General features: G+C 75.5%; 9 protein-coding genes. 8 read left to right on the forward strand and 1 reads right to left on the reverse strand.

What is annotated here, in order from left to right; genetic code table 11:
* The first annotated feature begins 168 nt into the window (after positions 1–168).
* From WMF31_RS40215 to WMF31_RS40250, 8 genes are all read left to right on the forward strand, one after another.
* Complete coding sequence (locus tag WMF31_RS40215; RefSeq protein ID WP_436607172.1) at positions 169–948, forward strand: RNA polymerase sigma factor; 780 nt, start codon at positions 169–171, stop codon at positions 946–948.
* Entirely contained in the window at positions 945–2,291 is a 1,347-nt protein-coding gene (locus WMF31_RS40220) for a tetratricopeptide repeat protein (protein WP_436607173.1), read from the forward strand. The genes WMF31_RS40215 and WMF31_RS40220 overlap by 4 nt, the downstream gene beginning before the upstream one ends.
* A gap of 323 nt (positions 2,292–2,614) precedes the next feature.
* Entirely contained in the window at positions 2,615–4,741 is a 2,127-nt protein-coding gene (locus WMF31_RS40225; protein ID WP_436607174.1) for a biotin carboxylase N-terminal domain-containing protein, read from the forward strand.
* Positions 4,742–5,048: 307 nt separating this feature from the next.
* Positions 5,049–6,200, forward strand: coding sequence for a hypothetical protein (locus WMF31_RS40230; protein WP_436607175.1), 1,152 nt, complete (start codon positions 5,049–5,051; stop codon positions 6,198–6,200).
* Between the two features lie 53 nt (positions 6,201–6,253).
* Positions 6,254–7,666, forward strand: a complete 1,413-nt coding sequence (locus WMF31_RS40235) for an SIR2 family protein (protein WP_436607176.1) — start codon at positions 6,254–6,256, stop codon at positions 7,664–7,666.
* Between the two features lie 289 nt (positions 7,667–7,955).
* Positions 7,956–8,378: a hypothetical protein gene (locus WMF31_RS40240; RefSeq protein WP_436607177.1), complete on the forward strand. Its 423-nt coding sequence runs from the start codon at positions 7,956–7,958 to the stop codon at positions 8,376–8,378.
* Positions 8,379–8,517: 139 nt separating this feature from the next.
* Positions 8,518–11,352, forward strand: coding sequence for a hypothetical protein (locus WMF31_RS40245; protein ID WP_436607178.1), 2,835 nt, complete (start codon positions 8,518–8,520; stop codon positions 11,350–11,352).
* Positions 11,343–12,878: a hypothetical protein gene (locus WMF31_RS40250; protein WP_436607179.1), complete on the forward strand. Its 1,536-nt coding sequence runs from the start codon at positions 11,343–11,345 to the stop codon at positions 12,876–12,878. The genes WMF31_RS40245 and WMF31_RS40250 overlap by 10 nt, the downstream gene beginning before the upstream one ends.
* A gap of 198 nt (positions 12,879–13,076) precedes the next feature.
* Here the strand turns inward: WMF31_RS40250 and WMF31_RS40255 are convergent, their stop codons facing one another.
* The gene (locus WMF31_RS40255) at positions 13,077–13,532 is read right to left on the reverse strand and encodes a carboxymuconolactone decarboxylase family protein (RefSeq protein ID WP_436607180.1); all 456 of its coding nucleotides are present in this window, start codon (positions 13,530–13,532) and stop codon (positions 13,077–13,079) included.
* Positions 13,533–13,648 lie beyond the last annotated feature (116 nt).

Consider the following 13,648-nt stretch of genomic DNA (forward strand, 5'->3'; position numbering starts at 1 on the left):
CGATGAGCCGCCCGGGCCCTACCAGGCGTCTACAAAACCGTGGAAAGTTCGGGGCGCTCCGGACGCCGCCCGGGACAGGAGCCCGGGGTGCGGCGCCTCGCCACCGCCGGCGGTCCGCTCCTCGCCCGGCGTGGCGACCCTCTCCCCGCTCCTTTCAGGTACGAAGACATGTCTGCGAGACCCCAGCGAGCGCGCCTGCGCCTTGTCGAACCGGTCGTCCCGGCCGCCCCGGCCGCGGAGGCCCTGGAGGACGTGGGCGCGGTCGGCCCCGCCTCCGCGCCCGAGGATCGCGGCCGCAGGGATGTCCAGCCCGGGGGCGCGCGCGCCGAGGGCAGCCGGCGCTCCGTCGCGCCTGCGTCGGGGGAGCGGGGGGCCGGCCTTACGGAGCTGCCGGACGCGCAGCTCGTGATCCTGGGCGCCCGCGGGGACGTGAGCGCGCTGGAGCAGCTCTACCGGCGGCACGCCGCCTTCGCCATCCACCTGGCGACGCGCATCGAGGGCTCGGCGCGCGACGTGGAGGACATCGTGCACGACGCGTTCCTCCGCGCGTTCGAGCGCCTCGGCGATCTCGTGGATCCCGCCGCCTTCCGCGCGTGGCTCGGCTCGATCGTCGTCCACAAGGTCCGCTCGCGGATGCGGCGCGCGCGCCTGCTCGGCCTGCTCGGCATGGGCAAGTCGAGCGAGCCGGTCGATCTCGACGCGCTCGCGAGCCCGGCCGCCTCGCCCCACGCCCGCGCCCAGATCGCCCAGATCTACGCCCTGCTGCACACGCTGCCGGCCGACGACCGGATCGCGTGGATCCTCCGCTCGGTCGAGGGGCACGAGCTCGAGACCGTCGCGCAGATGTGCGGCTGCTCGCTGGCGACCGTCAAGCGGCGGATCTCGCGTGCGCAACAGTTCCTCGACGGTCATTTTGTCGATCCAACCCACAACGAGGTCTCCTCATGAGCCGGCGAGGGCTACCCCGGATCGCCCCGGCAGATCTGCGCGACCACGCGACCGAAGAGCGGATCGCGCGCGTATGGGACCGCATCGAGCACGATGTCCAGGCGCGCGAGCCCCAGGCGCCGCGCCGCGCGGGCGTGGCCGCGCTGCTCGCGGCGGCGACGCTCACGGCGTTCGCCGGCGGCCTGTGGGTCGGCAGGGCGGTCTTTCGCGAGCCGCAGGCCGCGCCGGCGCCCCTCGCCGTGGCGAAGGCCGACGACATGCCGTCGCTCGTCGACGTGTTCGCCGCGGGCTCGCACGCGCGCACCTTCCCGCTGCCGGGCGGCGGCAAGATCGTGCTCAGGCCGGGCACGACCGTCGAGGTCGAGCAGGCGAACGGCGGGGCGCTGACGCTGCGGCTCGTGCAGGGCGAGGCGTCGGTCGACACCGCGAGCGCGGTGCGCACGGCGGCGCTGGCCATCGTCGCGGGGGAGGCGCGGCTCTCGACGTCGGCGGGCAGCGTGCTCCGCGTGCGGCACAACGTGGACGACATCGACGTCGACGTCACCGACGGCGCGGTCAAGCTGACGTCGCCCGCGGGCTCGCGGGAGCTCGGGCGCGGCGACGCGGCCGCCGAGGTGCCCATCCGGCGGCGCACGACGGCCGTCGCGCCGCCGGAGGAGGCGCCGCGGCCCCGCGTCGCCGTCGCGCCGTCGCCGCCGTCGTCGTCGTCGCCGCCGCCGCCGCGCTCGAGCGCGGCGCAGGCCCACGTCGAGTCCCCGGCCGCCTCGCCGCCGGCGCCCGACTGGCGCGCGCGCTACAACGCGGGCGACGTCGCCGAGGCGCTGCGGAGCTTGAAGCAGCAGCCGGGCGGCGTCGACGGCGCCATCGCCTCCGCGAGGACGGCGAAGGAGCTGATGGATCTGAGCGATCTGCTGCGCGACAAGAGCGGCGACCACAGCACGGGCGACGATCGCGGCGCCGCGATGCGCGCGCTCACGCGCGTGGTCGAGGGCTTCCCGAGCGACGCGAACGCGCAGATCGCGGCCTACACGCTCGGCAACATGTACGCCAGCATGGGCGATCAGGCGCTGGCGGCGAAGTACTACGAGCAGGCCCGGACGCTGTCGCCCGAGGGCAACCTCGCGGAGGACTCGTTCTGCAAGCGCATCCGCGCGGAGGTGGTCGCCGGCCGCAAGGAGGAGGCCTCCGTGATGGCCCGGGAGTACGTGGCCACGTACCCCGACGGCCGGTGCGAGGACGTCCGGCAGCTCGTCTCCGGCGAGGAGGCCTCCGAGGAAGAGGAAGCGGAGGCGGAGCCCGAGCCGCCCTCGGAGCCCGCCCTCGACGCGAGCCCTGCGCCGTGATCGGCCCACGTCCGTCCCTGTCGCCCGCTCCGCGCTGAGCGTCTGTCGTGTGACTCGCCCCCGCGGGGGCTGCACCCCCCCCGCCGCGCCCGCGGTGCGTGGCGACGTCGAGCGGTTCACCCCCCGAGCCACAGCCGATCACGAACACCCGCTGTCGAGCGACGGCTTGACATCCCGTAACGGTTCTGTGCTTGCTTGCCCGGCCGGAGGACCGCTTGAACATGATCACCGCCGTCCGCACCAGCTCGATGCCCGCTCGCACGGACGCACAAGCCCTCCCGCCGTGGAAGCTGGTGTTGCCTCGAGGCGGGTATATCTCCTCGATGGAGGCGTTCACCACGGCGCTGGGCGTCCCTGGGTTCGTGCTCCTCGACCTCGGGACGCTGGCCGGCGGCGCGGACGCGCACCGCCTCGTCGGGCTTCGTTATCTCATCGCCAACGGCGAGGTGTGGAGGACGCACTTCGGCTGGCAGCGGCCGCTGGAGGCGGCGCTGCGCAGGCAGCTCGCGGACGAGGCGCGGGTGGCGGGGCTCCTGTCGGCGGCCGAGGGCCTGCTCTCGCGCATCCGGCAGGCGCGCGTGTCGCTCGCGCCGGCGGACCGGGACGGGTTCGCCGGATACCTGGAGGGCGGGCTGCTGGAGGCGCTCGAGCGCCGCGATTTCGAGGACGCTCGCTTCCTCAAGTTCCTCATCCTGGAGCAGGACGTGCCCTCGCTGCGCGAGCAGGCCGCGGAGTTCCTGCGCGCCCGGGCCGGCAAGCTGCACCGCGGCGACCCCGAGGTGCTGGACCTCCTCTACGCGGCGGTGTTCCGGCTGGACGGCTATCCCGCCACGACCGTGAGCGCGGGTCGGCTCAAGTACATCCTCGTGGCGGACAAGGGGGAGATGGGCGTGCGGGCCACGCGCGAGGCCATCGCCCTGGGCAAGATCCCGGTGGTCCTCTACAGCCTGGAGGACGACGCCAACGCGCTCCAGGTGCGCATCGCGCGCGAGGGCGGCGGCTTCGCGGTGGGGCTCAAGGGGAATTTCCGCGAGAGCTACGCGAACTACGTCCAGATCGCGGACCGGGTGAGGGCCGAGTTCGAGGAGCGCTTCGGCGACGGCTGGCAGGAGGAGCTGTCGCGCGCGGGGCTCTATCCCGGCTACGGCCCGCTCGCGGAGAACGCCGCGGCGATCCGGCACTTCCGCCAGAAGAACATCGTCTTCATCGGCCCCATGCAGGACGTCGTCGAGAACGCCGGCGACAAGCGCAAGTTCCGCCTGATGGCCCAGGAGTTCGACCCCGGGGCCGTGACGCCGGGGATCGTCATCGACAGCGAGGATCCCGACGTGATCCAGCGGGCCATCCTGGAGGCGCACGCGGCCGGGCGCTTCACCTTCCCGGGGCGGCTGAAGGCCGCGAACGGCGGCGGCGGGCGCGGGCAGGCGGTCATCCCGACCGCGGACCAGGTGCCCCAGGCCATCCAGAAGGTCCTCGGGGAGATCCGGGCGTACAACTGGCAGCCGGGCGTGATGTTCGAGCAGAACATCCCGGAGACGATCCACCTGGAGGTGCAAGTGCTGCGGGATCGCTACGGCAACACGCGGCACCTCGGCATGCGCGACTGCAGCGAGCAGCGCGCGAGCCAGAAGATCCAGGAGGAGGCGCCGCCGGCGCTGCTCCGGCGGTACCCTGGCATGGAAGAGCGGATCTGCGGGCTCGCCGTGCGGATCGCGGAGCGCGTCGGCTACGTGGGCGCGGGCACCGTGGAGCTGATGTTCAAGGAGGGGAAGTTCTACTTCCTGGAGATGAACACGCGGATCCAGGTGGAGCACCCGGTCAGCGAGGAGAGCTACGCCATCCGGCGGAAGCGCAGCCGCGCCCCGGTGAACCTCGTCGCCTGGCAGATGCGCATCGCGGACGGACAGGCGATCGATTTCGAGCAGCAGCAGGTGGTGCAGACGCACGTCAGCCGCGAGTTCCGCATCAACGCGGAGAGCTGGAATCCGGACCTCAGGGACTCGCGGGACGGCGGCAAGGGGCTGTTCCTGCCCAACGCGGGCATCTTCGACCGCATCGAGCTCCCCGACGTCGACGCGATCCGCGAGGCGCTCGCGGAGAAGGGCCTCTCCGATCTGAAGATCCGCTTCGACTGCGGCTTCGAGGAGGGGGATGTCCTGGTCAACAAGGACCCCACGTTCGGCAAGCTCATCGTCTCCGTGAGCGGCGAGGATCCGGAGAGGGCTTATGAGCTGCTGCGGCTCGCGTCCATCGCGGTGCTCCGGAAGATGAAGATCGAGGGCCGGCAGGTGCGCCCCGACGGGACGCCGATCGCGGGCTCGCCCTTCAGGACGAACCTCCAGGATCACGTGCGCATCCTGAAGATGCCCCTGCTCAAGCGCCACGCGAACCACGACGACACCGGTCGTCACGTGAACTGGCTCGTGGCCGCGTTCCGCCAGGAAGGATAGCGCCTCGGCCGCCCGGCGCGCGGGCGCCACGCGGCACGGCGGGGCCGTGCGCGGCACCCGTGCGCGGCTCGGCGGGGGCGAGGGCACGCCGCGCGTCCCAGGGCTCCGTGGCCAGGCCGGGGGACCGCACCCCGGTGGAGGCGCGCGCCGACAGCGAAGTATTACGAACGCACGGTCGCCGTCGCTCGACGGCGGCGTCGTCCGGCGAGGCGCAGCCGGGGCGAGGGGGGCGCGGGCCACAAGAAAGAGGCAATTCCGATGGCAACGGGGTATGTGGCCAGCAGGTACCCCGATGGCCGGTGCGAGGATGCCCAGCGGATCATCTCCGGCGAGGACGCCGTCGCCGAGCAAGAGCCCGCGCCGCGCCGGCCTCCGGCCGCCGGTGTGCGCCCTGCGCCGGGAGCGGCCTTCGACCGCCGGCCTCGCGCTCCTCTTGCTGAGCTCCGCCCTGCTGCTCGCCTGCGCCTCGCCCGCGAGGGCGGCCGCGCCGCGCGCCGTCGCGACGGGCCGCGGCCGCGCCCCCGCGGCGGCCGCGCCGCGGCGGCCGGCCGCCCCGGCGCGGCCCGTCGAGGTGCGCATCGCGCTGTCGCGCGGCGCGGCCGAGGAGGTCGCGGGGGTCCGCCTGCGGCGCCTGCTCGAGATCGAGCTCCCGGACGGCGCCTCGCTCGCCGCGGAGCCGGTCGGGCCGCTCGGCGACCGGGTCGCGACCGTGTGGATCGATCGGCCCACCGCGGCCCGCCTCGAGATCCAGGTGCGCCTCGACGGGCGCCCGGTCCTGCGGCGGCAGATCGCCGTCGCCGGCCTCACCTCGGACGTGGCCGCGCGGCTCCTCGCGATCGCCACCTCGGAGATGATCCTCGCCGAGATGCGCCGCGCGCGCGCCCCCCGGCGCCCCCCGGCGCCCCGGCGGCCGACGCCGGACGAGATCGAGCTCGCCTCGCGCGATCTCGACGCGCTCACCGCCTCGGCCGGGCCGTACGCCGCGGTCGTCTCGGGCGGTCCGCGGGCGCTCGGCGGCGCCGGCGTCGCGCTCGGCCTGCGCCGCCTGCGGTTCACGGAGCACCTGTTCGCCCGGCTGCTCGCCGCGCCGCCCGGGGGCGAGGCGCTGCGCTGGATCGAGGGGGGGATCTCGGGAGATTACCGCATCTGGCTCGCGGCCTCGTGGCGCCTGTCGATCGGCGCCACGGCGTCGGTGGCCTCGGTCAGGCTGCCCGCGGCCGTCGCGGTCGATGGCATCGAGGGCGAGCGCGACACCTGGTCCGCCCGCGCCGGCCTCGGGCTCGGGCTGGAGACCCGGCTCGGCGGCCCGCTGTGGCTCGGGCTCACGCTGGACCCGGGCGTCGTGCTCCGGCCGGCGCCCTACGAGGACGCCCACGGCGCGGCGCGCGCCGTCGAAGGCGCCTGGCTCGGGGTCGGCGTCTCGCTGACCTCCGAGCGCCGCGCCTCGCCGCCGCGGTGAGGCCCGCGGGGGCCCGCGCCCGCCCGCGTGGATCCGCGGTATCGTATCCATGCATGGATGACGAGATCCTCGAGCGGCTGCGCGAGCGCTACGCGTCAGGGAACCTCATCGTCTTCGCCGGGGCGGGCGTGTCGGCCGGGGCGGGCATGCCCACCTGGAAGCAGCTCGCCGAGAGGCTGCGCGACAGCGCGCGGAGGAAGGGCGCGGATCGCGCGGCCCTCGACGAGATCCAGCATTACATCGACGCGAACCAGCTCATCAACGCGCTCTCCGCGGCGAAGCTCGCCCTCGGGCCGCAGGACTTCGGCGCGATCATCGACGGGGCGCTCGACGATCGCGGCCGCGAGATCCCGGAGACGGCGAAGGCGATCGCCGCGCTCAAGCCGAGGCTCAAGGCGGTGCTCACCACCAACATCGACCGGTTCCTCGAGCGCGCGTTCGCGGGCGAGTGGCGCGCGGTCGACCGGCCGACCGGCGACATCGCGGCGGACAGCGGGTACATCCTCAAGCTGCACGGGACGCTGCGCGCGTGGGACACCTGGGTCTTCTCGCGCGACCAGTACGACAGCGCGATCTTCGGCTCGCCGCTCCTGCAGGACGCGTTCGGCGCGCTCTACCGCACGCACACCCTCCTGTTCGTCGGCTTCGGCCTCGCCGACGACAACATCGATCAGACGCTCGCCCGCGTGCGCGCGCTCTCGGGCGGGCAGCCGCCGATGCATTTCGCCCTCGTGCCGGAGGGCGTGCAGCCGTTCCGGAGACGGCTGCTCGAGGCGTCGGGCATCCGGCTCATCGTCTACGAGAACCGAGGCGGCGATCACGCGGAGGTCGCCGAGATCCTCCGCAGCCTCGAGCCGGGCGCGGCGCGGCCGGCGCCGCCGCCGCCCCCTCTGGACCCGCCCGGGGTCTCGGCCACGGGGCGGCCAGCGAGCACGGGCCCGATCGCAGAGCGGCCGGCGGGATCGACCGCAGGGCGGCCGGCGGACGTGGGACCGCTCGCAAAGGGGCCGGTCCGCGTCTTCTTCTCGTACGCCTCGCGCGACGAGGATCTCCTCGCGCAGCTCGAGGCGCACATGAGCCCGCTGAGGCGGCAGGGGCTCATCGCCCCGTGGCACAGCGGGAAGATCGGCGCCGGCGAGGACCTGGAGCGCACCACCCGCGAGCAACTCGAGGCGGCGGATCTCATCCTCCTCCTGGTGAGCGCGAGCTACCTCGCCTCCGAGCAGGACGACGCGCAGGTGTCGCGCGCGATGGAGCGGCGCGCCGCAAACCAGGCGACCGTCGTGCCGGTCGTGCTCCGGCCGTGCGACTGGGAGGCGACCCGCTTCGCCGGGCTGCAGGCGGTGCCGCGCGTCGGCAAGGTCGTCCGGCCCGTGACCGACTGGAGCAACGTGGACGAGGCGCTCCTGCAGGTGGTGCACGAGCTCCGCGCGGTGGTGACCCGCCTCCTGGCCCCGCGCGGCTGAGCGCGAGCGTCCTCGTCCGGGCGGCGGCGCCGCCGCGCGGCGCGCGGTTTCCTCACTCTTCCGCCTCCCCGGCCGGGAGGATTTCCGGCGGCCCGCGGATCGGGTCCGAACGGCGCCGCGGGCCGAGGCCTGTGCTTTGTCGAAGCTTCTCGGTGTCTTCGGGGCCTCTGGGCTTGCCGCGCCGCGCGCCCCGCGGCGAGCACGCCTGCACAGCGGGACGCGCATGGCGCTTGCTTGGCCCGCTGGGCGGACGACGCGAACGAGCGGAGAGGTGGCCATCGTGAGTCCAATGCACAGAGAGCGTGTGGTAACGGCGCGCGAGAGCAGCCAGACCGAGGCGCGGAGCACCGACGACGAGCTCCCGCCGGAGTCGGGCCGGCAGCCCGCCGTCTACACGGCGCGGGGCGGGCCGACCGGCGAGCCCTGGCCGGAGCGCCCGCCCGTGCTCACGCCGGAGGAGGCGCGCGAGCTGTCCGAGCGATGGAGCGCGATCCAGGCGGGCTTCATCGAGGCGCCTCGCCTGGCGGTCGAGCAGGCCGACGCGCTCGTGACCGAGGTGATCCAACGGGTCGCGCAGAGCTTCCGGGAGGAGCGGAGCGCGCTGCAGCACCTGCTCGACAGCGATCTCGGGCGGTCGGAGGTGTCGACGGAGGAGCTCCGGCTCGCCCTGCGCAGGTACCGGTCGCTGCTCGGGCGCCTGCTCGCCTTCTAGCTCGGTCCAGGGCGCCCGCGCTCCGACCCGGGCATGCACGGCGCCCGCGCGCGGCGCCCTGTAGCGGGGGCTGGGCGCATCTGGCATGGTCGCCGCCATGCTCGTCCGCAGCCCTCTCTCGTGGATCCGACGCGGCCCCGTGGGCGGCGCAAGCCGCCTGGTCGGCCCCGTGCTCCGGCGCCGATCGCCGGGGCTGCTCGGCGCCGCGCTCGCGCTGGTGCTCGGGTGCTCCGGCGGCGCGACGCCCGCCCCTGCCGCGCGCCCGGCGCCCGTCGTGAAGACGCCGTCCGTGCGGCCCCGGGCGCCGGAGGGGCCGCCGCTCTTGCCGGCGCACGTGATCGCGGCGCTCGAGGACGAGGACGCGACGCCGTACCTCGCCCGGCGGGGCGACGAGGCGCTCCTGCTCTACGCCGCCGGAGGCACGTGGCGGACGCGCGTCCTCGGCGCGGATGGGGCGCCGCGAGGCGACGCCATCGAGGCGGGGCCGGTCCCGGCCGACGTGCCCGTCGCCGCGCTCCGCGCCGCGCCGAAGGGCTACCTCGCGGCGTGGATCGAGCAGCTCGAGGGCGGCCGCGCGGTGCGCGTGCTCGCGCTCGATCCGGCCGGCAAGCCGCTCGCCCCGGCGAGCCTCGTCGCGCAGACGGCGGAGGAGATCTCGTGGCTCGACGTGCTCCCGAACGCGAAGGGCGCGCTCGTCGTGTGGGAGGTGCCGCGCGAGGACCGCGTCGATGTGGTCGTGTCGGCGGTGGCGCAGGGGAGCGGCCCGGCGATCAAGCCGACGACGCCGGCGTCGGTCGCGCGCGAGGTGCTCGGGTGGAACGCCGTCGCGACCGAGCGGGGCGCGGCGGTCGCGCTGGTGCTCCCGCGGCCGGGCCCGGCGGCGAAGGGCGAGCGCGCACCGGCGACCAAGGCCGCCGCGGAGGACGCCCTCGACGCGGCCAAGCTCGGCGCCGTGTCGATCCTGGAGATCGACGCGGCCGGGAAGGTGTCGGCGCCGGCGGTCGTCAGCCCCGAGCCGACGGCGCGCACCGATCTCGAGATCGTCGCGGCGGGTGGGCGTTACTTGCTCACCTGGACCGACGAGCGCGACATCGACAGCGCGGTCTACCTCGCGGCGGTCGAGCCGGGCGGCAAGGTGGTCGTGGCGCCGCGGCCGGCGACGCCGCCGTCCGGCGAGCAGGCGCTGGTGTCGCTCGTCGCGCCCTCCGCGGAGGGGGGCGGCCGGGCGCTGCTCGCGTGGGAAGACATGCTCCGCGCCCGCGGCGGCGCGGAGGGCCGCGGCGCGGGGCGGCTCATCCACCTCGCGGCGGTCGGCCCGGACGGGGCGCTCGGCGCGGAGCGGGCGGGGCTCGTCTTCAGCGCGAGCGGGCCGCCCGACCTCGCGGCCGACGGCGACGGCTTCGCGGCGGTGACGCTCGCGCCCGCGGCGCTCGAGGCGGCGGGCGGCGAGGCGGCCGCCCCGCCGATCTGGCCGACGTTCGTGCGCTTCGGCCCGGATCTCTCGGTGCGGGCGGCGGAGCCGGTGCGCGCCGCGCCGTTCGCGGCGACCGAGGGCGTGCCGTACCTCGTGCGCGGGCTGAGCTGCCACGCGGGCGCCTGCTGGACGCTCGCGAGCGCCGCGGCCGGGGCCGCCCCGCGGCAGGGCGAGGCGGCGGGCGCGGGGGCGCCGCTCGCGCTGGTGTCGCTGCCGGTGCGCGACAGCGCGTGGCGCGCGCCCGCGTTCCGGGAGGACAGGGAGCCGCCGCCGCGCGCGACCGCGCTGCGCGCGCTCGTCGAGGGCGACCACATCGCCCGGGTCGCGGCCGCCGATCTCGGGGGCGGCGCCCTGCTCGCGGCGTGGGTCACTTACTTCGTCGAGGGGGCGTCGGACGCGCCCCGCGGGCAGGACCTCTCCGCGACGCTGGCGGTGCGCGCCGCCTCCGCGAGCGGCCTCGGCAAGCTGAACGTCGTCTCGCAGCGGGCGTCGTCGCTCGGCGGCGTGGCGATCGCGGCGGCGCCGCCGGCCCCGGCCGCCCCGGGGCGGCAGGGCGGCGCGGCGCAGGCCGAGAGCGTGCTCGCGTGGGTCGCGCGCGAGCGGGGCGAGACGCAGGTGTTCGTGACGAAGCTCGACGCGGCGGGCGCCAAGGTCGCCCAGAAGCGGCTCACGACGGCGCCGCGCAAGAAGCGGGGCGGCGTCCCGAGCGAGGCGTCCGACGTGGCGATCGCCCACGACGGCGCCGGGGGTTACATCGTCGCGTGGATCGACACGCGCGACGGCAACGCCGAGGTGTACGCGGCGCGGGTGGACCGCACGCTGAACCGGACGGTGCCGGACCGGCGCATCACGAGCGCGCCCCTCGACGCGTCCGAGGTGCAGATCGCGGTGCGCGGCCAGGAGACGTGGCTCGTGTGGTCGGACGCGCGGCCGGCCGGCGACGCGGCCGGCGCGGGCGATCCGGGCGGCGAGAGCGCCGGCGACATCTACCTCGCGCGGCTCGACACGAAGACGCTCCAGAAGCTCGGGGACGAGGCGCGCCTCCACGCGTCGCCCGAGCACTCGCGCAGCCCGGTGCTCGCGCCGAGCGAGGGTGGCCTGGTCGTCGGCTGGGTCGAGGAGCCGGCCGGGGAGGGCGCGTCGACGGGCGGGGGCGCGCGGATCGCGCGGCTCGACGACAAGGGGGCGCTCGTCGGGCCGCCGGTCGCGCTGGCCGGCCCGGAGGGCGCGGCGGTGTCGTCGGTCGCGCTCGCCTGCGGCGAGGTCTGCCGCGGCGTGCTCGCGTCGGCGCCGGGCGACGCGGTGTCGCTGAGCGCCTTCACGCTGGCGCCGGGCGGGGGCGCCGCGTCGCCGCCGAAGCCGCTCGTGGGGCTCACCGGCGCCGCGTCGCAGGACGTGTCACCGGTGTTCGCGGGGCGCTCCGGCGGGTCGCTGTTCTTCGCGGACGACGCGGCGAGCGGCTCGGGCCGCGTGCGGTGGATGACGATCGCATGGCCGTGAGCGACGCGGCGCGCGCTCGTCGCCCTCGCGCGGCACGATCGCGCGCCGCGCGGGCCTGCGCGGGCGCGCTCGCGCTCGGGGCGCTCGCGTCGTCGCCCGGCTGCTCCGGCGCGCCGGAGGTGCCTGTCCCGCCGCCGGGCGGCGCCGCGGGCGCGGCGGCGGCGTCGGGCTGCAGGGAGGGCCGCTGCTCGCAGGCCGAGGCGCTGCTCGCGGCCGCGCGGGCGTTCAGCGACGTGCGGCACGACTACCTGCTCGACACGTCGAGCGCGATGGTGCCGGGCCGCGGGCTGTCGCGGAGCGCGTCGGGGGCGTTCTCGCCGGTCGGCCTGGCCTGCGCCCGGCCGAGGGCGGAGGCAGCGCCCGCGGCCGCGCCGGCGCCGGGGGAGCGCGCGATCGACTTTCGCTACGTCGGCGTCGCGGTCGACTCGGTCCTCGTGGGCGCCGACGTCGATCTGCCCGCGTACTTCAGCGCGGGGGGGACGCTCGACAGGCGCCGGCTGCGGCTCATCGCGATGGCGCTGGTCGCCGACGAGGATCCGCAGTTCTTCGAGCCGACCGGGGACGTCGTGCCCGCGCCGGGAGGGGGCTGCGCCTGCGGCCGGGCGACGCACTTCATCGGGGCCGTGAGGCGCGGCGCCATGGTCGCCTACGAGACGGACGTGACCGCCGGCGAGGCGCACGGCACGGCGCTCGGCCTGCTCAAGGCCCGCATCGCGGCGGGGGATCGCCGGGTGACCATGACCTCGGTCGGGGAGCTGTCCATCGAGGGCGTGGAGGGCGCGCCCGTGGCCGGCGGAGCCGGCGGCGCGGCGGGGGGCGGGTCGGCGCTCGGCGCGCTGCGGCTCGAGGTCAAGAAGGCGGTGCCGCTCGCGTACGCGGTCTACCCGATCGCGGACGTGTGCCGCTTCTCGCTCGCGGAGCCGGAGATCACGCCGCTGCCGCTCGATTTCGGCGTGGTGCCGTACGGCGCGACCGCGACGGCGCAGGCGATCCTCCGCAACCGGGCGCAGGTCGACGTGCGGGTGACGCACGGCGAGCGCTCGGTCGAGGTGCCCGCGCACGGGAGCGCGGCGCTGACGTTCACGTGGACGCCGGAGGGCCAGGCGGCGGGCTGCGAGCGGCAGACGCGGCGGGACACGTTCCTCGTGCGGCCGAAGGATCCGGGCGCCGCGGTGGTGCCGCGCGAGCGCGCGGTCGTGGTGCCGCAGCAGGTCACGACGGGGATGCCGACGTTCTCGAAGCACGAGCCGATCGCGACGGAGACGGGGCGGTCGCCGGACTACGGGCGGGCGAGCGTGGACTGGACGTGCCCGGCCGGCTACGTGGTGCAGCAGTGCGAGCCGCAGCGGTCGAGCTGCCTGTCGTCGACCGGGAGCTGCAACGCGGAGGGCTACCGGCTGACGGCCGAGGCGACGCCGGACGGCCGCGGGTGCTCGTTCCGGTGCACGGGGCCGAGCTCGTCCCTGTGGGGCGACCACGGGTGCGCGTACACGGCGGCCATGGTGTGCCGGCTCGCGTGCCAGTGAGGGCCTGGAACATCGACGATGAGGCCGCCTGAGGCCAGGGGCGCAAGGAATGCAGGGAAACAGGCCTTTCGCGCCCTCGTGCCTTTGCGGTCTCGCTTGCTCCCGCATCTGCATGCGTTCAGCGCGCTCCGCGATGGCTGTCGGAGGCCTCCGGTTGAGTTTTGATCCTCCCGGGAGGCCCCCGAGAGCCTCCGACGACTACCAGGTCGGGCCCGCGACTTGCCGGGTGGTGGCGTTGAGGCGGTTGAAGAGGTTGGTCACGCCGATCATGAGGACGAGGGCCGCGAGGCCCCGCTCGTCGTAGTGCCTTGTGGCCTCGTTCCAGATCTCGTCCGGCACCGGATCCGCGCGGTCGCTGAGCCGGGTGGCGGCCTCGGCGAGCGCCAGCGCGGCGCGCTCCGCGTCGGTGAACCAGGGCGCCTCTCGCCAGGCCGCGAGCGCGAAGAGCTTCTCGTCGCTCACGCCGGCCTTCCTCGCGACCATCGCGCCCCCGTACGCGCAGTAGCCGCAGCCGTTGATCTGGCTCGCGCGCAGGTGGACGAGCTCGAGCGTCGACTCGGGCACGCCGCCCTGCTTCGTGGCGTCGTACACCTTGAGGATCGCCGGCATCGCCTCGGAAAGGATCATCGCGGGGTTCTTCATCCGTGCCTGCATCGTCGCTCTCCTTCGATTCGATCGGATCGACGGGACATCGTCCGTCATGGCTCCGACGATCCACGACGAGCGGCTGTGACGCGGGCGCAGAGAAAAATGTCGGCGGCCTCTTCGAG

The organism is Sorangium sp. So ce1036, from assembly GCF_051369805.1.
In the GTDB taxonomy this organism is placed as follows: Bacteria; Myxococcota_A; Polyangia; order Polyangiales; family Polyangiaceae; genus Sorangium; species Sorangium cellulosum_F.

Excerpts from the sequence above, each read along its gene's own strand:
- WMF31_RS40225 (WP_436607174.1), top strand. The coding sequence starts at position 2,615 with ATGGAGGCGTTCACCACGGCGCTGGGCGTCCCTGGGTTCGTGCTCCTC.
- WMF31_RS40230 (WP_436607175.1), top strand. The coding sequence starts at position 5,049 with ATGCCCAGCGGATCATCTCCGGCGAGGACGCCGTCGCCGAGCAAGAGC.
- WMF31_RS40250 (WP_436607179.1), top strand. The coding sequence starts at position 11,343 with ATGGCCGTGAGCGACGCGGCGCGCGCTCGTCGCCCTCGCGCGGCACGA.
- WMF31_RS40240 (WP_436607177.1), top strand. The coding sequence starts at position 7,956 with ATGCACAGAGAGCGTGTGGTAACGGCGCGCGAGAGCAGCCAGACCGAG.
- WMF31_RS40215 (WP_436607172.1), top strand. The coding sequence starts at position 169 with ATGTCTGCGAGACCCCAGCGAGCGCGCCTGCGCCTTGTCGAACCGGTC.
- WMF31_RS40255 (WP_436607180.1), bottom strand. The coding sequence starts at position 13,532 with ATGCAGGCACGGATGAAGAACCCCGCGATGATCCTTTCCGAGGCGATG.
- WMF31_RS40220 (WP_436607173.1), top strand. The coding sequence starts at position 945 with ATGAGCCGGCGAGGGCTACCCCGGATCGCCCCGGCAGATCTGCGCGAC.
- WMF31_RS40235 (WP_436607176.1), top strand. The coding sequence starts at position 6,254 with ATGGATGACGAGATCCTCGAGCGGCTGCGCGAGCGCTACGCGTCAGGG.